The organism is Enterococcus sp. FDAARGOS_553 (assembly GCF_003812305.1).
GTDB classification, from domain to species: Bacteria; Bacillota; Bacilli; order Lactobacillales; family Enterococcaceae; genus Enterococcus_D; species Enterococcus_D gallinarum.
Genome location: NZ_CP033740.1, coordinates 855,821 through 875,995, shown reverse-complemented (window position 1 = coordinate 875,995; position 20,175 = coordinate 855,821). Strand labels below are relative to the sequence as shown.

The 20,175-nt window shown below is 40.8% G+C and carries 18 protein-coding genes and 1 pseudogene; all 19 read left to right on the top strand.

Annotation, left to right across the window (positions count from 1 at the left end; genetic code table 11):
- Window positions 1–10 precede the first annotated feature (10 nt).
- The 19 genes and pseudogenes from EGX73_RS04580 to EGX73_RS04490 all read left to right on the top strand — a co-directional run bounded on the left by EGX73_RS04580 (window position 11) and on the right by EGX73_RS04490 (window position 20,119).
- Window positions 11–1,846, top strand: a complete 1,836-nt coding sequence (locus tag EGX73_RS04580; protein WP_005469873.1) for a beta-glucoside-specific PTS transporter subunit IIABC — start codon at window positions 11–13, stop codon at window positions 1,844–1,846.
- A gap of 43 nt (window positions 1,847–1,889) precedes the next feature.
- Window positions 1,890–3,356, top strand: a complete 1,467-nt coding sequence (locus EGX73_RS04575; protein WP_005469874.1) for a glycoside hydrolase family 1 protein — start codon at window positions 1,890–1,892, stop codon at window positions 3,354–3,356.
- A 17-nt stretch (window positions 3,357–3,373) separates the two neighbouring features.
- A complete protein-coding gene (locus EGX73_RS04570) occupies window positions 3,374–4,222 on the top strand; it encodes a PRD domain-containing protein (RefSeq protein WP_005469876.1) in 849 nt (282 codons plus the stop codon).
- A gap of 147 nt (window positions 4,223–4,369) precedes the next feature.
- The gene (locus tag EGX73_RS04565) at window positions 4,370–4,837 is read left to right on the top strand and encodes an N-acetyltransferase (RefSeq protein ID WP_003129278.1); all 468 of its coding nucleotides are present in this window, start codon (window positions 4,370–4,372) and stop codon (window positions 4,835–4,837) included.
- A gap of 72 nt (window positions 4,838–4,909) precedes the next feature.
- Window positions 4,910–5,344, top strand: a pseudogene (locus tag EGX73_RS04560) (kinase); the annotation flags it as partial.
- Between the two features lie 337 nt (window positions 5,345–5,681).
- Entirely contained in the window at window positions 5,682–6,857 is a 1,176-nt protein-coding gene (locus EGX73_RS04555) for a multidrug effflux MFS transporter (RefSeq protein ID WP_005469885.1), read from the top strand.
- Between the two features lie 111 nt (window positions 6,858–6,968).
- Window positions 6,969–7,982 carry a tRNA-dihydrouridine synthase gene (locus EGX73_RS04550; protein WP_005469887.1) on the top strand — a complete coding sequence of 338 codons (1,014 nt, stop codon included), beginning with the start codon at window positions 6,969–6,971 and terminating at the stop codon, window positions 7,980–7,982.
- Between the two features lie 148 nt (window positions 7,983–8,130).
- Entirely contained in the window at window positions 8,131–8,586 is a 456-nt protein-coding gene (locus EGX73_RS04545) for a MarR family winged helix-turn-helix transcriptional regulator (protein ID WP_005469888.1), read from the top strand.
- A 64-nt stretch (window positions 8,587–8,650) separates the two neighbouring features.
- A complete protein-coding gene (locus EGX73_RS04540) occupies window positions 8,651–9,991 on the top strand; it encodes an MDR family MFS transporter (protein ID WP_331250884.1) in 1,341 nt (446 codons plus the stop codon).
- Between the two features lie 177 nt (window positions 9,992–10,168).
- The gene (locus tag EGX73_RS04535) at window positions 10,169–11,605 is read left to right on the top strand and encodes a glycoside hydrolase family 1 protein (RefSeq protein WP_123866761.1); all 1,437 of its coding nucleotides are present in this window, start codon (window positions 10,169–10,171) and stop codon (window positions 11,603–11,605) included.
- A gap of 5 nt (window positions 11,606–11,610) precedes the next feature.
- The gene (locus EGX73_RS04530) at window positions 11,611–11,919 is read left to right on the top strand and encodes a PTS sugar transporter subunit IIB (RefSeq protein WP_003129287.1); all 309 of its coding nucleotides are present in this window, start codon (window positions 11,611–11,613) and stop codon (window positions 11,917–11,919) included.
- Between the two features lie 16 nt (window positions 11,920–11,935).
- A complete protein-coding gene (locus EGX73_RS04525; protein WP_003129288.1) occupies window positions 11,936–13,198 on the top strand; it encodes a PTS sugar transporter subunit IIC in 1,263 nt (420 codons plus the stop codon).
- Entirely contained in the window at window positions 13,195–13,467 is a 273-nt protein-coding gene (locus tag EGX73_RS04520; RefSeq protein ID WP_003129289.1) for a hypothetical protein, read from the top strand. Before EGX73_RS04525 ends, EGX73_RS04520 begins: the two co-directional genes overlap by 4 nt.
- Window positions 13,468–13,469: 2 nt before the next feature.
- On the top strand, window positions 13,470–13,826 hold the full coding sequence (locus EGX73_RS04515) for a PTS lactose/cellobiose transporter subunit IIA (RefSeq protein ID WP_021150693.1): 357 nt from the start codon (window positions 13,470–13,472) through the stop codon (window positions 13,824–13,826).
- A 281-nt stretch (window positions 13,827–14,107) separates the two neighbouring features.
- Entirely contained in the window at window positions 14,108–14,989 is an 882-nt protein-coding gene (locus EGX73_RS04510) for an N-acetylglucosamine kinase (RefSeq protein ID WP_034705499.1), read from the top strand.
- A 61-nt stretch (window positions 14,990–15,050) separates the two neighbouring features.
- Complete coding sequence (locus tag EGX73_RS04505; RefSeq protein ID WP_003129292.1) at window positions 15,051–15,857, top strand: MurR/RpiR family transcriptional regulator; 807 nt, start codon at window positions 15,051–15,053, stop codon at window positions 15,855–15,857.
- Window positions 15,858–16,099: 242 nt separating this feature from the next.
- Window positions 16,100–16,996 carry an EamA family transporter RarD gene (gene rarD, locus EGX73_RS04500; protein ID WP_021150690.1) on the top strand — a complete coding sequence of 299 codons (897 nt, stop codon included), beginning with the start codon at window positions 16,100–16,102 and terminating at the stop codon, window positions 16,994–16,996.
- A 280-nt stretch (window positions 16,997–17,276) separates the two neighbouring features.
- Complete coding sequence (gene licT / locus EGX73_RS04495; protein ID WP_003129295.1) at window positions 17,277–18,116, top strand: BglG family transcription antiterminator LicT; 840 nt, start codon at window positions 17,277–17,279, stop codon at window positions 18,114–18,116.
- 137 nt (window positions 18,117–18,253) lie between these two features.
- The gene (locus EGX73_RS04490) at window positions 18,254–20,119 is read left to right on the top strand and encodes a beta-glucoside-specific PTS transporter subunit IIABC (RefSeq protein WP_029486230.1); all 1,866 of its coding nucleotides are present in this window, start codon (window positions 18,254–18,256) and stop codon (window positions 20,117–20,119) included.
- Window positions 20,120–20,175: the final 56 nt, after the last annotated feature.

Genomic DNA, 20,175 nt, shown 5'->3' with positions numbered 1-20,175 from the left:
GAAAAAAACAATGAATGTAAAGGAAACGGCAACTGCCATCATCCAATTGATTGGCGGAAAAGAAAACATCTCTCATTTGGAACATTGTTCAACGAGGTTACGGTTTACCCTGAAAGATCATGCTCTAGTTCAAAAAGAAGCACTAGAAAAAGTGGAGGGTGTCATCGGAGTCCGGCAGAATGTCCAGTGTCAAGTTATCATTGGCAATGATGTTGTGGAAGTTTATGACGAAGTGATGTCACTGTTGGGGCATCAGTTAGACAATGCGGACAGCGGAAGTGCAACAAAGCAGTCTTGGGGAGCTGTCCTGTTGGATTTTGTTATTTCCATTTTTCAGCCACTTATACCGGCGGTTGCCGGAGGTGGTGTTTTAAAATCACTACTGTTACTCGCTTCTGTTACAGGAGTGCTTGATAATCAAAGCCAAACGTATCAAATTTTAAATCTTATAGGTGGAGCCCCCCTTTACTTTTTACCGATTTTAGTCGCTATGACCACGGCAAATAAATTAAAAGTAAATCAATTAGTGGCTGTTTCAGCAGTCGGGGCGCTGATTTTGCCTGAAATAACAGCGTTGCTGACAGATGGAGCAACCTTTTTGGGGATCGGATTACAGAATATTGCCTATGCATCACAAGTTTTTCCTGCAATTTTAACGGTTTTGTTTTATTCGCAAGTCGAAAAACTATTTACTCGTTTTTCTCCAAAACCGATTCGCATCTTCTTTGTTCCGATGATGAGTCTAGTAATCACAGTTCCAGTGGCGCTATTGATTTTAGGACCTTTAGGATTTGAGGTAGGTACAGTTTTCTCTGCAGCGATTATTTGGCTTTATACTCATCTAGGCTGGGTTGCAACAGGTATCTTAGCAGCTGTGTTACCATTGATGGTTGTGACCGGTATGCACAAAGCAATGATCCCTTATGCGGTCTCTTCCATGAGCGAGATGGGGGCAGAATTGCTTTATTTACCGGCTTCACTTGCCCATAATATTGCTGAAGCTGGGGCATGTTTTGCTGTCAGTCTGCGGACAAAAGATCAAAAGCTTCGCTCAACAGCTATTTCTGCTGGAATTTCTGCACTGTTTGGCATTACAGAGCCAGCATTGTATGGGGTAACGATTTTAAACAAACGGGTATTATATGGGGTGATGGCTTCTAGTTTGGTTGGTGGAGCAGTTGCTGGCATCTTTACAATCAAAGCGTTTGCATTAGTGGGTCCGGGTCTTGCTAGTATCACCATGTTCGTTGATGAATCAAATAGTATGAATTTAGTTTGGGCATTAGTCACTTTAGCAGTCTCTTTTCTTGCGGCTTTTGTTTTAGTCCTGTTTCTTTTTAAAGATAAAGTCATGGAGGCCGTTGAAGGAAAAGAAGACCCTCAATCAGAAGTTCTCAGTCAGCCTGTTGCGGGACAAGTTGTTAAGCTAGCCGAAATAAAAGACGATGTCTTTTCCAGCGGAATGATTGGTGAGGGATTCGGTATTATCCCCACATCTGGCGAACTAACAGCACCAGAGGATGGAGAAGTTACTATGTTGTTTGAAACCAACCATGCGATTGGCTTAAAGACCCAGAATGGTGCTGAAATCCTATTCCATATAGGGATCGACACGGTGCAATTAGAAGGAAAATATTTCACACCGCTTGTCAGTGCGGGGGATTATGTCAAAAAAGGACAACCATTGCTTCAATTCGATTTAGAAGCCATCAAACAAGCAGGGTATGACCCGACTGTTATCTGCGTTGTGACTAACAAAGAAAATTTCATTATCAAACCAATTGAACAAACAGAAAATATGTCTAAAAGCGAGGGTGTTTTATCCATCTCTCCATTTGTTTCGTAAAATTCAAGCAGCATAATCAAAAAACGTGAAGGAGAATACAACTATGAGTCAATCAACATTTCCAGAGAATTTTTTATGGGGCGGAGCGATTGCTGCCAATCAAGTGGAAGGTGGGTGGAATTTAGACGGGAAAGGGTTGTCTGTAGCAGATATCGCCACGTATAAACCAGATGTCGACACCAAAAATTTTGCAGCCCATATGCATGTGACGGTAAACGCCGTGAAAGAAGCAATCGCTGATCCAACAGACACGATTTATCCTAAACGTCGGGGAATCGATTTTTATCATCGTTACAAAGAAGATTTGGCGTTATTTGCTGAGATGGGTTTCAAAGTACTACGCTTATCGATTGCATGGACGAGATTATTTCCAACAGGAGAAGAACTGGAGCCAAATGAGTCGGGCATTGCTTTTTATCGAAATGTCTTTCAAGAAATGCAGCGTTTAGGAATCAAACCGATCGTGACACTTTCTCATTATGAAATGCCAGTCGCGTTGAGTTTGAAATATAATGGTTGGGTTGAACGCAAAGTTATCGCTGACTTTGTCCGATTTGCCACAGTCTGCTTTGAGGAATTTGGGGAATACGTAGAATACTGGCTGACCTTTAATGAGATCGACAGCATTCATCGTCATCCCTTTACAACAGCTGGAATTATTCCTGAACAATGTACTCCGGGGAAAGAGCATCAAGAGATCTATCAAGCCTTGCATCATCAATTTGTCGCTAGTTCACTAGTTACAAAAGTTGCACACGAAAAAAATCCTCAAAACAAAATAGGCTGTATGATAACAAAATTAATGACTTATCCGTTAACCTGTGATCCACTAGACGTGGAATTGACATTGAAGAAGAACCTAGAGAATAATTTTTATGCAGATGTTCAAGTAAAAGGAGAATACCCTCGCTTAATTTTGCGAGACTTGGAAAAACGTGGCATCAAGATTGAAATGGCACCGGAAGATCCTCAAATACTAAAAGATTATACAGTGGATTTTCTTTCTTTCAGCTATTATATGTCTATGGCGGAATCTGGGGATCCGCAAGCAGAACGAACACCAGGAAATACTGTACTAGGGGTGAAAAATCCTAAATTACCATCCACTGAATGGGGCTGGCAGATTGATCCTAAAGGACTAAAGATTTCGCTGATCGAGTTATATGATCGCTACCAAATTCCATTGATGATCGTCGAAAATGGAATGGGAGCAAAAGATATCCTTGAAGAGGGGAACGTTCATGATCCGTATCGTAGGGACTATTTCGAAGCGCATTTTAAACAAATGAAAGAAGCAATTGATGAGGGCGTAGATCTGATTGGTTATACAAGCTGGGCACCAATCGATTTAGTTAGTGCTGGTACCTCCCAACTGTCAAAACGATATGGCTTTATTTATGTGGATGCAGATGATGAAGGACATGGCACTTATGATCGATCCAAAAAAGACTCTTTTGACTGGTACAAAAAAGTGATTGAGACTAATGGCGCAATCCTAGCAGGAGAATGACGAAGGAGCGATAGTGCATGATTTATATCAAGAAAGTCTTAAATTCAAGTGTTGTACTTGTTGACAATGAAGGCCAAGAAATGATTGCACTTGGAAAAGGCATTGGATTTGGGAAAAAAGCCGGAGAGCAGATAACGGATTCTCAAATTGATCAAGTATTTCTCCCAATTGATGAAACGAGATCTCTGCAGTTTGCTGAATTAATTGATGAGATACCCATTAGGTTTTTTGAGATGACGAAAGAAATCGTTCAATTGGCCCAACAGTTAATGCCCAATCCGCTAAACTCTACGATCTATTTAACGTTGTCGGATCACTTGCATTTTGCTGTTGAACGCCAAGAGAAGGGGTTAAGTATCACCAATCGTTTGTATTGGGAAATCAAAAACTATTATGCAAAAGAATACGCAGTTGCAGAACAAGCGTTACTTTTGTTACGTGAAAAGTATCAAATCTTTCTTCCAGAAGAAGAAGCATCAAATATTGCTTTTCATTTGATCAATGCCCAATCTGCGTCTGCGGATAATCAGGATGGGTTGAAGAAAGCGAAATTGATTGGGATTATCGTAAACCTTGTCCGCTATTCGATCCAGCAAGATGTGAATACAAATTCGATTCATTATAGCCGCTTTATCACACATGTCCGTTTTTTTGTAGATCGTTTCTTTACAGAAGGATTATTGCAAGAAAAAGACGAAGGACTGTATCGGCAAATGTGGGCCCTTTACCCAAATGCTATGGAGATTGCAACAAAGGTAAAGGCGTATGTAGATAATGAATATCAAACGAAAATCCCTGAGAATGAGATCGTTTTTCTAGGTGTCCATATCAATCGTTTAATGAATCATTCGGCGATTGAACAATAAGAAGCCTGATTTTGGACCTGTCTGTAAGTCATATACCTGTGTAACGATCAGGTATATGACTTTATTCGTAATTTCAAGCAATACTTGATAAAATGACCTACAAATGAATGGGCTATTGTTTTAGACCAGAAGAGGTGTGTATAAAAGATGGAACTAATGAAATATCGAGATGAATACAAAGAAGATGTTGTCAATTATTTTCTGACTGACGAAATGACCTATTTCACAGGGACGCCACAAGAGAATATTGCACTTTCCCAAAAGAATCCCCAGCATCATCCGATCTTGGCTTTTTCCCAACAGAAACTGGTCACTTTTTTTGTTTTGGATGCAGGACCCCAAAAAGCAGACTATACGGATGAAAATGACGCTCTTTTGTTGCGGAGTTTCTCTACTGATGCGAGATTTCTAAGGAGGGGATATGCAAAAGAAGCATTGCGATTATTGCCTGATTTTGTAAAAACTCATTTTCCAGCAATGAAACAAATTGTTCTAGCAGTCAATAAAAAAAATAGTGCAGCAAAAAAACTGTATTATTCTGTGGGTTTTGTAGATAGTGGTGAAGAGAAAATGGGACCCAAAGGACCGCAGCATCTTTTGGTTTATCCGCTTTAACTTGTTTCTTACTAAATGGGTAATAAAGGAGAAAGGTATTCGCCCTTTTCGATTCGAACCATTCAGTGTCACTATCCGTTCTTTTATCGCGCATTAGAGTTATATATGGAAGCGGAGAAAAAAGTCATTGTTTCGGAGTATCCATTTAGCGAGAAGCAAAAAGGACGCTTGCGAGACCTTGCTGATACTTATGCTTATGAAGTAATCACGATTCGCTTAACGGCTGATTTCGAAGTGTTGTGGGAACGGCGTTACCAGCGAGATCGGGAGCCGGAACGGCATTTGAGCTATATCATGGATCACTATCATTATGGCGATAGTCTAGAAGACCGTTCATTAGGAACCAATCATATTACAAAGGAAGAATTCCGACGAATCATCAATGAACGAAAGTACGCTGAATTTGCTTTGGGAACGCTCTATGAATTTGATGTGACGGATTATCAGCGAGTAGATTATGGTCCATTGCTCGATCAGTTAGTGTACCAGATTCAACACGATGAGTAAGTAAAAATGATCGCTGAAATACTGCCACTGGCTTTTTATCGCTCAAATCATTCAATAATTATCTTCATGTGAAACGCTTATTGTTTTCTTACTACTAGTTTTTTGGTAGGGAAAAGGCAATAAGCTTTTTTCGAGATCTGTTAGGAATTGAAGGGTGAAACGCCCTATTGTCTTTAAAGCTTCTTAGAACCAAAAACTAAAAAAAAAGCCATATCCAAACGAATTGTTTTAGTTGTTTAAAAATATCTGAAATTAAGAAAAATTCTCATTGAAAATCACCACGGAATCAGCTAGTATTCTAGAGGTAGGTTTTTTAGATAGGAAAGGAGAAGGAAAAATGGAGTTATCAAAAGGTAGGATCATTTGGCTGTCCTTATTGCTTGGCACATTGAGCGCCTATGGCCCTTTACTAATGGATGCTTATTTACCGGCTTTTCCAGTCATTCAAGAAGAATTAGGAATCAGTGCTTCTCTCACACAAATGAGTTTGACCATGTGTCTGATTGGTTTAGCATTAGGTCCATTAGCAATCGGAACACTTAGTGACCGGATTGGGCGCAAGAAACCTCTTGCTATAGGGATTACCGTAGCGATTCTTTGCTGTTTACTTGTTCCCTTCGTGCGAAATATCTGGTTATTCCTAGCTTTGCGTCTCTTGCAAGGAATCGCCAGTTCCGCAGGGATCGTTTTGACCCGTGCGATTGCGAAAGATTTATTTACCGGCGAACGGCTGACGAAGTTTTTTGCGATGCTGATTGCAGTGAACGGTATTTTCCCGATCATTTCCCCACTGCTAGGCAGTGCGATTTTGGCAGTGGCTTCTTGGCAAACGATTTTTCTTTTTTTGGGTGGTTTAGGCATCTTGCTATTGCTTGGTATTCTCTTTGGCTATCAGGAAACATTACAGCCGCAAGAACACATCCATCAGATGGAATCTGGCTGGCGGGCAGTATTGTCTGATCGCATCTTTATGTTACTGGTGCTTATCCAAGGATTTATTTATGGTGCATTGTTTAGTTATATTTCAGGATCCTCTTTCATGTTCCAAAATGTCTATGGGCTCAGTGATCAAATGTATAGCCTCTTGTACGGTATCAACGGGATCGGTATCATTGTGACTGCGGAGCTTTCGGGGATTTTATCGCGGCGATTGTCCCTAGTCCAGCAATTAGGCAGCGGATTGGTGATCGGTTTTATTGGCAGTGTACTGGTGATGCTGAGTGGCATCAGAAATTCTATTGCATTAGCGATCATTGGGCTATTTCTGGTCGTGGCGACATTAGGGATCGTCAATTCGGTGGTAACTACATTAGCGATGGATCGGCAAGGTGAACACGCTGGGGTCGCTTCCTCGATCTTAGGGATCGGCATGTACAGCATCGGGATCATCTGTACGCCGCTAGTGGGTATCATGGGCAGTCATACCTATCTTCCACTAGCGTTACTGATCTTTTTGTGCGAAATCGGTGCATTAGGCGTCTATCGAGTAATGAAACAAGAAGCGAGACCATGAGTGCGGATGGTCTCGCTTTTTGCTTCTTTTGCTTATTCCTAGTATAATGACTATGTTTTTGTAAGTTGGATCAAAGAAGTGATCCGGTCACTAAGAAATGGAGCGGAAAGCATGACAACAAATTTTTGGGCGGAGTTACCGAAGCCTTTTTTTATTTTAGCACCAATGGAAGATGTGACAGATGTAGTGTTCCGCCATGTTGTGCAGACAGCAGGGGCGCCAGATGTCTTCTTTACGGAATTTACCAATTCAGATAGTTACTGCCATCCAGATGGGATCGAGAGTGTTCGTGGTCGACTGACATTCACAGAAGACGAGCAACCGATCGTCGCCCATATTTGGGGAGACAAGCCGGAATTTTTCCGGCAAATGAGTATTGGAATGGCGGAAATGGGATTTAAAGGGATCGATATCAATATGGGGTGTCCTGTCCCAAATGTTGCCGGTCGCGGCAAAGGCAGCGGCTTGATCTTGCGTCCCGATGTGGCGGCTGAGTTGATTGAAGCGGCAAAAGCAGGTGGGTTGCCAGTCAGCGTCAAAACACGGATCGGCTACACAGAAATGGCTGAGATGGAAGCTTGGATCACTCACTTGTTGCAGCAAGACATTGCCAATCTTTCTGTTCATTTGCGGACCCGCAAAGAGATGAGTAAAGTCCCTGCCCATTGGGATCTGATCCCAGAAGTTCTAGCGATTCGTGATCGAGTGGCACCTCAAACATTGATCACTATCAATGGCGATATTCCAGATCGTCAAGCAGGACTAGCGTTAGCCCAACAGTATGGCGTAGACGGAATCATGATTGGACGGGGCATTTTCAAAAATCCCTATGCCTTTGAGAAAGAACCAAAAGAACACTCATCGGAGGAATTATTAGGGTTGCTGCAATTGCAGCTAGACCTGCAAGACCATTATGCTACGATGGTTCCCCGATCCATTGCCGGATTGCATCGCTTCTTTAAGATTTATGTCAAAGGATTTCCTGGGGCGAGCGATTTGCGCGCACAATTGATGACAACTAAGTCGACAGATGAAGTTCGCAGACTTCTAGCAGAGTTTCATGCTAATAAAGCTGCGGGAACATTGTCTGAAGAAGTATCTGATGCTGCTGAGGAGCACAAATAACTGAGCATTTCTCTCCAAGGAGAGAAATGCTTTTTTTGTATGTAGAAGTAACCTTGACAATAGATAGGTACCTATGTAAAATAGAGAGCAGTCTGTTAAGTAGGTACCTATTTAATTGGTTTTAATGAACAAAAAAGGAGCAATACATATGTCTTACTCAGAGCAAAAGATCGTTGAACGGTTTTTTGAAGTGTATAAATTGAATCGTCGTTATTCTGAAAGAAAATATGGTCCCTTCATGCCTGGGCGGGGACAGTTCAACTGTTTGTTAGTTTTGGACGAGCGCGGCACACTGAATCAGAAAGACTTAGCCGCCTATTTGGCGATCCGCTCGACATCAGCAGGGGAGCTCTTAAAAAAAATGGAGAAAAAAGGCTGGATCAAAAAAGAAACATCTCCGCAAGATAAACGAATCCAGTTGATCTCATTAACGAAAGAAGGAAGAGCTGAAGCTGCTGCGATGAAACAAAAACGCAGCAAAGCACACCAAGATATGCTGACCGATCTAACAGAAGAAGAAAAACAAGCCTTTGGTCGCGGGTTAGAAAAAATTGAAGCTTATTACCAACGCATGGAGGCGGAATCTATTGAACCAACCGAGTAATCTGACAAACCGTAAAAGAACCTTTATTTTTATTAATCTGATTCTTACTTGTATCGCACTAACGATGTTATCCACCGCATTGACCACCGCATTACCGGCCATCGTGGCCGACTTGCAAATTTCTGTGACCACTGGACAGTGGCTGACCAGCGGCTATTCCCTCGCCATGGCTATCGTCATGCCGTTGACCGCTTTTTTGATGAATCGGGTACCTACCAAAAAATTATATCTTTCCGCATTGGTAATCGCTCTTATTGGGATGGTTCTATGTGCGTTAGCACCGAACTTCCCCATTATGATGATGTCTCGTATCCTCCAAGCCATTGGTAATGGTATTTTGATCTCAATGGCTCAAGTGATTCTATTGACGATCTATCCAATGGATCGAATTGGTGCAATCATGGGTTGGTATGGGTTATCGATCACTGCCGCACCAGTGATCGCCCCTACATTAGCTGGAATGATCGTTGATAAATTGAACTGGCATGCCATTTTTTATATTGTCGGTGCCATTGTTTTTGTTTCGTTGATTTGGGCGTTGAATGTCTTTGAAGATGTCTTGGATGTAACGAAGAAAAAATTTGATCTGCTCTCCTTTTTACTCAGCGCTGTGACTTTTGGCGGCTTCACATTAGGATTCGGGAATCTAGGAACCTATGGCTTTGCCAGTCTCCCTGTCTTGGGTGCATTGCTCATAGGTTTGATTGGCGGCATCTTATTTGCCCACCGCCAAATGAAAGCGGCAGTGCCCTTCTTGGATCTGCGGGTCCTCAAAACGAAAGAGTATGCGCTAAGTGTGTTTGGGAGTATTTTACTCTATCTTGTTTTAATGGGCTCTTCAATGCTGATGCCCTTGTATGTACAATCCATTCTTGGAAAATCTGCAACAATCTCAGGGTTGGTGGTATTGCCAGGTTCGTTAGTTTCTGCCTTTTTGAGTCCTATCGCTGGCCGTATCTATGACAAAGTCGGTATCCGCATCATAACGATCATTGGCGGCAGTTCGTTAGTTTTAAGTAATATCGGTATGTTTTTTATTCATATACACACAGGAATTTGGATGGCGGTCTGCCTGAATATTTTACGCTGTGCCGCCACGGGCTGTTTATTGATGCCATTTGTTACCTGGGGCAATAAAAATATCCCGCCAGAATTGACTGCTCATGGTACCGCATTACTGACATCGCTGCGGACGGTCGCCGGCGCCATCGGCACAGCTGTTTTTGTTGGGATCATGAATACGGTCGCCCGCAACAGTCATACATTGACTGGCTCCGCCGCTTTGCTCCACGGCATGAATGTTTCGTTTTTAGTCATGACCGTCGCTTCGGGACTGCTATTGTTCACGGGATTATTTTTGATCAAAGATAGTCGCACAGAAGTTCTGATAGAAGTAGAAAATTAATCAACTAGTCAAATCGCTTCGCTTTTTGCGAAGCGGTTTTTTTTTAATTTTGAATGTTTCTTTCATATGAAAAATCTCTTTTTGAAAAAAATAATCAAAATATTTAATAAAATATTGAAAAAAATAATCAGAAGGTCTATAATGAAGCTGTCACAAAGAGAAAGGCAGTGAATACTATTGAGAACGTTTTACTGGGGCGGTGCAACCGCAGCTAGTCAATATGAAGGTGGATATAAGGATGGGAAAGGGATAGATACACAAGATTGCCGTCCCTATCTTCCTCGAAGTAATAATGCAACAATCCAAACGCGATTGTTGACTCAAGAGGTGATCAATGAAGCAAAAGAATCAGAAACTACCCAATTTTATCCGTTTAGAAAAGGGACGAAAGGATACGAAAACTGGGAGGAAGATCTACAGCTGCTAAGCGAGTTAGGGATTGATTTATATCGTTTCTCGATTAGCTGGTCACGATTATTTCCACTGGGGAATGAAGAGCAACCAAATGAACAAGGTGTGGCATATTATGATTCGATTTTTCGGGAATTAAAGAAGAAAGGAATCAAAATTTTTTTGACAATGAATCATTATGCGGTGCCACTTTATTTGGTGGAAAGCATCGGTGGGTGGAAGAATCGTGAAATGATTGACCATTACCTCTCTTTTGCAGAGTTTGTTTTGTCTCGATGGGGAAATCAAGTGGATTTTTGGTTGCCATTTAATGAAATTAATGCCGGCTTTTTTAGTCCCTATAACGGTACAGGATTAATCAAACCAAGCAATGGTGACTATATCTATCAAGATGTATTTCAAGCACTACATTATCAATTTGTTGCAAATGCAAAAACGATTCAGCTGGCACGAAAAATGGATATTCCTGGAATCTTTGGTTCCATGGTGTCGTGTTTCTGCTATTATCCGTTGACACCAAAACCAGAAGATAATTTGAAATTAGTGAAAGAGGAACAGATTAATCAGTGGTTTTGCAGTGATGTGCTTATGCAAGGGGAATACCCCTATTATATGCATTCTTTTTTTGAGAAAAATTCTGTTGATCTAGATATAACCGCAGAAGATCGCCAGATTCTGAAGGAATATACTTGCGACTTTGTTTCTTTTTCTTATTATTCTTCCAGTGTGGTAACGACCGAGGAAGCAGAAAAAACTGCAGGGAATTTAGTAGTTACAACGAAAAATCCTTACTTAAAAGCAAGTGATTGGGGATGGCAAATTGATCCTATCGGTATGCGAACAACATTAAATAAAGTTTATGACCGCTATAGAAAACCAGTTATAATCGCTGAAAATGGCTTCGGTGCGAAAGATCAACTCGAGGCAGATGGCACAATTCATGATTCCTACAGAATTGATTATTTCAAAGAGCACTTTGCTGAAATAGTTAAAGCTAGAGATATCGATCAGGTCAACGTTATTGCGTATATTGCTTGGGGGATCATTGATATTGTATCCGCAGGCAGCTGTGAGATGGATAAACGCTATGGTGTCATTTATGTTGATGCTGATAATGAGGGGAATGGAGATTATCGTAGATACAAGAAAGATAGCTTTTATTGGTATCGTTCTTTTATTGAAAAGAATAAGAAGGGAAAGTAAATCAAATGAAAAAAGTTCTATTTATCTGTTCTGGTGGGATGTCTAGTGCAATTGTAGAAAAAGCGCTAGACAAAGAAGCCGAAAAAAAAGGAATTGCTCTAACAAGTTCTGCAGTAGGAAGTGGTGAGGCGGATTCAGTTATCCAAGAAAAAGATTGGGACATTATTTTTGTAGCCCCACAAGTAAAGCATCGCTTTAGCTTGTTTAAACAGTCCGCAGATGAAGCACATATTCCTATTGAATTGATCAAACCCACAGATTACAGTCCGTTAGGTGGCAAGAATCTCTTGAAAATTATTGAAAGTTTGAGTTGAGAAAAGGAGGATAAAAATGAATCATTTCTTTGAAATGCTAGAGGACAAGGTTGCGTTACCAATGTCGAAGATCTCTGAGCAACGACATCTTCGAGCGCTTCGTGATGGGGTTGTTTCGGCGATTCCGTTTATTATTGTTGGTAGTTTCTTTCTGATCATTGCTTTTCCACCTGTTCCAGAAAACTGGGCAATTCACCAATGGGCAACAGATCACATTACGGAAATTCTAATTCCCTATCGGATGACATTTTGGATTATGTCTCTGTATATTTGTTTTGGAATCGGATACAATTTAGCGAAAAGTTATCAGTTAGATCCTTTGACCGGAGCACAATTATCGGTGGCAGCTTTTCTATTAAGTATTATGCCGGTACAGTTCGATCAAGGATTGATGTTGCCAATGGAATCACTCGGATCAGTGGGGATTTTCCCGTGTATGGTTTTAGCCATTTTTGCGGTTGAAGTTTTACGATTTTGTAAAACCAAAAAGATTATGTTTAAAATGCCAGAACAAGTTCCTAGCTCTGTCGCACGCTCCTTTGAGGCCGTAATTCCAGCAGCAATTATTATCATAGTGATTGGAACGATTAATGTTGTCTTTAAAGTGAATATTGAACAAGTGATCCAAACTCTTTTTTCACCTTTAGTAAAAGCAGGAGATACTTTCTTAGGGGTCCTAGTTCCAGTTTTCTTGGTTACTTTTTTCTGGCTTTTTGGGATTCATGGTGACTCGATCGTTGGCTCAGTGGCACGTCCGATTTGGCTTCAATTTTTTACTGAGAATGCCGAAAAAGTTGCAAACCATCAAACCCCTACCCATATTGCTCCAGAAACATTCTTTCAATGGTTCATTTGGATTGGAGGATCTGGCGCGACAATTGGCTTGATTATTTGCGCGATTCTTTTTGGAAAAGCCAAGTATACCAAGTCCATTAGTCGAGCTTGTCTGATTCCAAGCATCTTCAATATCAATGAGCCAGTGATTTTTGGATTTCCAATCATGCTAAATCCGATATTCTTTGTTCCTTTTGTGTTAGCACCGATTTTGATGACAACGGTTACTTGGCTGGTATTTAAAGCTGGTTGGGTGCACTTGATGTTTGTGCAGCCACCATGGACTTTACCGGCACCAATCGGCGCGTATTTGGCTACCGGAGGAGATTGGCGAGCTATTCTATTGGTCATTGTTAACATATTGATCGCTACGGTCGTTTATTATCCCTTCTTCAAGATTTATGACAATAAACAATTAATGCAAGAAATGGAAGGCGAAGCATGAGAAAAACAAGAATGCAGTTCAAAGGTGCATTATTTTATTTAGGAACTGTTTTTAGCGTGAACATCCTGTTGATTGCAATCAATTCATACGTTCAGTCTGAGACGTTTTTATTTATAGGGAATTTGGTTTCTATCAGTCTTATCTTTCCAGCGATTGCGTTATATGTTGACCGAAAAGAAAAATTTACCATGAAACGATATGCTTATTTTTCGATTGTAACCTTTGCAGCAATGTTCCTTATTTGCGAGTTGTTTATTTATCAGTTCTAACCATGAAAAAAATGATTTTAAATGAAGTAGGTGATATCATGGAAAATATCGAAGCAGTGATTTTTGAATTAATCGTTCATAGTGGCAATGCGCGAGGAATGCTTTTTGAAGCGTTGGATGCAGCAGAAGCAGACAATCATGAGCAATCGGTAATGTGTATGCAACAGGCAGAAGCAGAGATGACCATTGCTCATAATTTGCAGACGAAATTGATTCAAGATGATCTAAAAGGTCAAGGGCAGATCAGTCTTTTGTTGATTCATGCGCAAGACCAGTTAATGACAACAATGAGCGAGCAAGCATTGATTGAACGACTGATTAAAATGCAACAGCAATTGAATCAATTCAATCAGAACTAACATCCATTAAGCTGTGATAGAAACGATCCTCGACAAATGATACAGTGACTCGTAATCTGCTGAATAAAGCCGTTCATAAAGCAATGGTTTGATAAGGATTTAATGAATAAGCCAAAACCTATTGGGGAAATCCTCTCTTCTTAGCAAGCAGTACTAAAGGAGATATAATGATCCATTATCTTCGAATACTGTTCGAATGCTGATAGTCGTTTTTTATCACTGATCAGATACTCACTAGATTGTCGGAACGTTTCTATTGCAGTTTTTTAGGAGGAAAAGAAATGAATTATGTACTAGGAATTGATGCTGGGGGGACAAAGACCCAATTTACTACCTATGACAAAAAGGGAAGAGCACTCTTTGATTTGCACCTGTCAGCTGGAAATATTGTGGTAGATACAAATCGTACATTAGCAGTTTTGAGACAAGGGATCCAGTCTGTTTTAGAACATCAATCAGGCAATTGCATCGGCGTTTTAGCTGGAATTGCAGGTATAGAGACGAGTGGGTTACATCATCTTGTTCAACATGAGCTGCAGCAGTTTCAAAAAACCAAAGTGATTTCTGATGCTCACTTAGGGTTAATCAATAAACTTGAAGGATCGGATGGCGCTTTGATTATTTCTGGGACCGGATCAGTCGCCTATGGATCTGTTGACAGAAACTTCTATCGAGTAGGGGGCTGGGGACATTTAGTAGGGGATGAAGGAAGTGCCTATGCTCTAGCACTGAAATGCTATCGCCATATTGCACAAGAAATGGACCATGGTTCACCTTTGTCTAGATTCTCCCAAGACTTTCTATCTTTTTTAGATATGAACGATCCAGCTAAAGCAATTAGTGAACTTTATCAGATGAACAAGGCTGAAGTTGCACAAAAATCATTGTTTTTTTCGAAGGCGCATTTAAACGACCCCATCACTCATCAACTATTGCAAGAAACTGCTGACGAATTGATCGAAATGATTCGTTTGTTACTAAACAGAATGAACCAAACCCAAGTGAAGTTAGCTTTAGCAGGTTCAGTGCTAGAAAAAAATCACTTTATTCGAGAATCGGTTGTTGCTCGTCTCCAAGATCAAATTACGGAAGTGGTTTTAAGTGATTCACCAAATACAAAAGGTGCCTTTTATTTTTATCGTAAACTTCTCAGTTCGACATGAATTTAATGTAAAATAGAAGTAACTAATTGCTGAAGCAACTATGCAGTAGAGGGGGACAGAAATGAGTGTAGTAACAACTATTGAAAGTATCAAAAATGAACTTTCGACTACGGATTTGAAGTTAGCAGATTATATTGTCGAGAATCTTGATGAAATACCTACTATGACATCTAATGTGTTAGCCGTTCATTCGAATACAAGTCCAGCAGCGGTCATTCGATTTTCTAAAAAATTGGGATTCAGTAAATTTTCTGACTTTAAGTTAGCCTTAACCAAAGATATTGAAAATCGAATCTATAATGAATATAGCGATATTCAAAATGATGATTCGTTTCAAACGGCTAAAAATAAGATTCTTAGAAACAATAAGATGATTATTGACGCAACGGATCCTATATTAGATGAACAAACCGTGCAACAAGTAGTAGACAAAATGTTTCATGCTAAACGAATCTATGTTTATGGTGTAGGAACTTCCGTTCTAGCAGCAGAGGATATTCGTCAAAAATGGACTCGGATTGGAAAAACAGTGATTTTTGATAAAGATCGGTATCTTCTGACACAACAAATGAAAAATGATGGCGCAGACAGTTTGTTTTGGGGAATCTCCCATTCAGGGAAAAACCGCGATGTTTTATCATTAGTAGAAATAGCGAAAAGCCTTGGTATGCCGACCTTAGGAATGTCTCAATTAGGGCAGAACCAGCTGACTAAAAAAGTAGATACACCTATTCATACAGCACGGACAGAAGATATCAAGAATGGTCATTACGGAAGTGGGGCCACTCATTCGATCATTTTGCAAATTGTTACGATTGATTTGCTTTTCTATTTTTATATGCGCCGCTTATCGGTAAAAGAAAAATAAGGTCGTCTGCTATGAAGTTAGTAACCAATAGAGTATAAGCAACAAATGATTAAACGTTGTTTCTCAAAAATCCCACCGATTTTTCAAATTTTGAAAGCTATCGGTTGGGACTTTTTTTGTTTTTTTCATGAAATACTAGGAAAAAACTTTATTTTCGTTATAATAAGATAACTTATATTTGAGGAGGGAAGTTTTTTTCTTGGACTATGGGTACGTTGACAAGGTAAAAAGCGACTAGGAAAATGAAAAATAAAGGAACCGTGTTGGGAATCACAGCGTATGTGCTGTGGGGGCTGATCACCCTCTATTGGAAACTGATCACTGGTGTCTCGCCATTGGCGATCATGTGCTACCGTATTATTTGGTCATTTGTCTTTATGCTTGGCTTTATCGGACTTAGCGGCAGATGGCAACAGTTTGTTTCTGAATTGAAGCGGATCTGGCAAAACAAAAAGTTTGCAGGAATGATTATTTTGGCGGCGATCTTGATTTCAATCAATTGGTTTACTTTTATATTTACTGTCAGTGCCGGCCATGTTATGGAAGCTAGCCTAGGTTATTACATCAATCCATTGGTCAATGTTTTGTTGGCAACTGTTTTTTTGAAAGAACGGTTGAGTCGGTCGGGGATGATTGCTTGTGGTTTGGCAGCTGTTGGAGTGATCATGCTTTCGGTGCAAACTGGTGCGATCCCTTATGCTTCACTGATCATGGCTTTTTCATTCAGCACGTATGGTCTCATCAAAAAACACATACCAATCAGTTCTGCAACGGGATTAACAGTTGAAACCTTTGTTATTTTGCCGGCGGCATTGATTTATATTTTAGGTTTTTCTTCTGTTGGATTGATGGCTTATCCATTATCTACCAATCTTTTACTTATTGGTGCCGGCGTCGTGACTGCCATCCCATTGTTGCTGTTTGCGGAAGCAACGAAAAGCGTTTCTTACATCACATTAGGCTTTATCCAGTATGTAAATCCGACGATCATGCTATTACTAGCTGTTTTCTTGTTTCACGAATCTTATTCTTTGGCGCAGTTCACCGCGTTTGGATTTATTTGGTTAGGTATCGCAGTATTCACGTATGGCACTTTAGGTGCAGTATGGAAACGCCGGCGAGACCTAAGCAACAACTGACAACAACTCCGTTAAGACCATTTTTGGAAATGAATTGTCTTAACGGAGTTGTTGCGAGCGAACAAGATTCTGAAAAATAAAACAACTATCTAGCTTGTCCATTAGAACCGCTAATTTTTTGGAGAAAGAATCTTGCGTGAAAAGGGTTGCAATCTCAAAAAGGATGTGCTATTATTTTTTCAGTTACATCGGATTGTTACTGTTCGGCAGGCAAAACCAGAATTGACCGCAGATTTATGGGGAAATTCTAGGTTTTTTTATTTTGGAATGAGGGAAAACGATGGTTATTGGAAAAATATTGAATAATAATGTCGTGGTCTCCACCAATGATGCCGGCGAAGAAGTCATCTATATGGGACGCGGCATCGCATTTAAGAAAAAAATCGGCGATGTGATCGACGACGCATTTGTGGAGAAAGAATTTGTTTTGAAGGACTCTTTCACCGCAAATCAATTTCAACAATTATTTGCGGATATTCCTGCAGAAGAGGTCGAAGCAGTCAAGCAAGTGGTCGACGAAGCAGAGCAAGTGTTGGGAGTCGAACTTTCACCGAATATTTACTTAACGCTGACGGATCATATTCACTATGCTTTGATGCGGGCTCGAGAAGGAATTGAAATACCGAATCCACTATTGTTTGAGACTCGAAAATTTTATCCTAAGGAGTACGCTATCGCTGCTAAAGCGGTCGAACGCTTTGAAAAGAACTTTGGTGTTTCGCTTCCCGAAGCGGAGAAAGGATTTATCGCCTTTCACATTGTCAATAGTGAGCAAGCCAATGGAACCATGGAGACGACGATGCAAGCCGTTGAGATCGTTCGTGATGTGTTAGCGATCATCAGTCGTTTCTATGGCAAAGTCTTTAATCCTGATTCCTTGAATTATCAACGGATCACGACTCATCTTCACTATTTCGCTCAACGGTATTTAAGTGATGACCTTTCAGGCGAGAAGGACGAATTCCTGTTTGAACTGATTCAGGCAAAATACCCGAAAGCCTTTCAGACAGTCCAGCGGATCAACGAATATCTGATCAAAACGTATGGCAAGCCAATCGGCGAGTCAGAAATGATCTACTTGACGATCCATATTGAACGCGTTGTCAACGAACCAAATTAACATTCAATCATTAACGGATTGTTACTGTACAGCAGGCAAGACCCAGATTGAAAAGACAGCAGTTAGCAAGTTTGCGCTTGTTAACCGCGTTTTTTCAATCTGGGTTTTTTATTTTATTAAAAAAGGAGTGTTTGGAAATGAGTACAAACAAAGAAATAGCAGTCCGCGTCCTGGATGCGGTCGGCGGCAAAGAAAATGTCAACAGTGTGGTCCATTGTGCGACGCGCTTGCGTTTCAAACTAAAAGATGAAGAAAAAGCGGATACAAATCGGTTGATTCAAGACGATGACGTGATCCAAGTCGTACAAAGTGGCGGACAATATCAAGTCGTCATCGGCAGCCATGTCAGTGATGTCTATCGCGAACTAACAGGGGTCGCCAATTTTGATGGCGAATCAGAAAAATCTGCTGAAAAAGGAAATCCGCTGAATCAATTGATCGATATCATCTCATCGATCTTTACCCCATTTTTAGGCGCAATGGCTGGGGCCGGGGTTCTCAAAGGATTTCTGACATTAGCAGTGACGATGAATTGGCTGGCGGCCGATTCTGGCGTCTACACGGTTTGGTATGCCATTGCTGATGGGCTCTTTACTTACTTACCTGTGATGTTGGCGTTTACAGCAGCGAAAAAATTTAAAACCAATGAATTTCTAGCTGTTTCTTTGGCCATGGCACTTGTTCACCCAAGTATCACAGAATTAGCAGGACAAACATTGAGTTTTGTAGGTATTCCAGTAATCATTGGGGCCAGCGCCTATACCTCCTCGGTCATTCCGATCATTTTGGCCGTCTTTTTACAAAGCTATGTGGAACGTTTCTTTAAAAAGGTGATTCCTAGTTTCCTACAGATCATCTGTGTGCCATTAGCTGTCTTCTTGATCATGGCACCAGTGACATTTATCGTTGTGGGTCCATTGGGAACGATCGTTGGGAACTTGTTAGGCAGCGGCTATGATGCAATCTATAATCTCAGCCCAATTCTTGCTGGAGCAATCATGGGGGGATTATGGCAAGTATTTGTGATGTTTGGAATGCATTGGGGCTTTGTGCCGATTGCGATGGTGAACTTGACACAATTTGGTTTTGATACAATGGTGCCGATGCTATTGCCAGCTGTATTGGCACAAGGTGGAGCAGCACTAGCCGTCTTCTTTATCACCAAAAACGTCAAGCTGAAAGGATTGGCTCTTTCATCAACGATCACGTCATTGTTTGGTATCACGGAACCAACTGTATATGGAGTAACGTTGCCATTGAAAAAACCGTTTATTGCTGCATGTATTAGTGGTGCGATCGGTGGTGCAATCGTCGGTTTCAGTCAAGTTAAGAACTATACTTTTGGTTTAGTCAGTCTCTTGAGCTTACCATCCTTTATCCCTCAAGACACACAAGATATGAGTGGTTTGATTGCCGCTGCGATTGGAACGGCCGTTGCTTTTGGCGCAGCTTTTGTCTTAACTTTTGTTTTGCGCTTTGAAGATCAACCGAATCCCGCAGATACAGATACAGAAAAATCAAAAGTACCTGCACCATCCATTACCAATGAGCGGGTCGTATTAAGCAGTCCATTGGCTGGTAGAGTTGTTCCACTGAATGAAGTGAAAGACCAAGTCTTTTCATCTGGAGCAATGGGCAAAGGGATTGCCATCGATCCAGCAAACGGTACATTAGTCGCGCCTGCTGACGGGACGATTACTACGCTATTTCCAACAGGACATGCGATTGGTTTGACAACGACAGATGGGGTAGAGATCTTGATGCATATTGGAATGGATACTGTTGAGCTTGAGGGCAAAGGATTTGAGATTTTTGTCAAACAAGAGGATCAAGTGAAAAAAGGTGATCTATTAGTCAAATTTGATCTTTCCCTAATCAAAGAAGCCGGGTATTCAACCGTTACGCCAATTGTTGTTACGAATACGCCGAACTATTTAGATGTGTTGGATATGAATCAAGAAGACGTCTTGCAAGGGGAAGATTTCTTAGCGATCGTCAAATAAACCTGGTGCGTCTTAATCAGTGAATTGTAATAGAAATAGCTATCCAACGGAAGGAA

Excerpts from the sequence above, each read along its gene's own strand:
- EGX73_RS04580 (WP_005469873.1), top strand. The coding sequence starts at position 11 with ATGAATGTAAAGGAAACGGCAACTGCCATCATCCAATTGATTGGCGGA.
- EGX73_RS04575 (WP_005469874.1), top strand. The coding sequence starts at position 1,890 with ATGAGTCAATCAACATTTCCAGAGAATTTTTTATGGGGCGGAGCGATT.
- EGX73_RS04570 (WP_005469876.1), top strand. The coding sequence starts at position 3,374 with ATGATTTATATCAAGAAAGTCTTAAATTCAAGTGTTGTACTTGTTGAC.
- EGX73_RS04565 (WP_003129278.1), top strand. The coding sequence starts at position 4,370 with ATGGAACTAATGAAATATCGAGATGAATACAAAGAAGATGTTGTCAAT.
- EGX73_RS04555 (WP_005469885.1), top strand. The coding sequence starts at position 5,682 with ATGGAGTTATCAAAAGGTAGGATCATTTGGCTGTCCTTATTGCTTGGC.
- EGX73_RS04550 (WP_005469887.1), top strand. The coding sequence starts at position 6,969 with ATGACAACAAATTTTTGGGCGGAGTTACCGAAGCCTTTTTTTATTTTA.
- EGX73_RS04545 (WP_005469888.1), top strand. The coding sequence starts at position 8,131 with ATGTCTTACTCAGAGCAAAAGATCGTTGAACGGTTTTTTGAAGTGTAT.
- EGX73_RS04540 (WP_331250884.1), top strand. The coding sequence starts at position 8,651 with ATGTTATCCACCGCATTGACCACCGCATTACCGGCCATCGTGGCCGAC.
- EGX73_RS04530 (WP_003129287.1), top strand. The coding sequence starts at position 11,611 with ATGAAAAAAGTTCTATTTATCTGTTCTGGTGGGATGTCTAGTGCAATT.
- EGX73_RS04525 (WP_003129288.1), top strand. The coding sequence starts at position 11,936 with ATGAATCATTTCTTTGAAATGCTAGAGGACAAGGTTGCGTTACCAATG.
- EGX73_RS04520 (WP_003129289.1), top strand. The coding sequence starts at position 13,195 with ATGAGAAAAACAAGAATGCAGTTCAAAGGTGCATTATTTTATTTAGGA.
- EGX73_RS04515 (WP_021150693.1), top strand. The coding sequence starts at position 13,470 with ATGAAAAAAATGATTTTAAATGAAGTAGGTGATATCATGGAAAATATC.
- EGX73_RS04510 (WP_034705499.1), top strand. The coding sequence starts at position 14,108 with ATGAATTATGTACTAGGAATTGATGCTGGGGGGACAAAGACCCAATTT.
- EGX73_RS04505 (WP_003129292.1), top strand. The coding sequence starts at position 15,051 with ATGAGTGTAGTAACAACTATTGAAAGTATCAAAAATGAACTTTCGACT.
- rarD (WP_021150690.1), top strand. The coding sequence starts at position 16,100 with ATGAAAAATAAAGGAACCGTGTTGGGAATCACAGCGTATGTGCTGTGG.
- licT (WP_003129295.1), top strand. The coding sequence starts at position 17,277 with ATGGTTATTGGAAAAATATTGAATAATAATGTCGTGGTCTCCACCAAT.
- EGX73_RS04490 (WP_029486230.1), top strand. The coding sequence starts at position 18,254 with ATGAGTACAAACAAAGAAATAGCAGTCCGCGTCCTGGATGCGGTCGGC.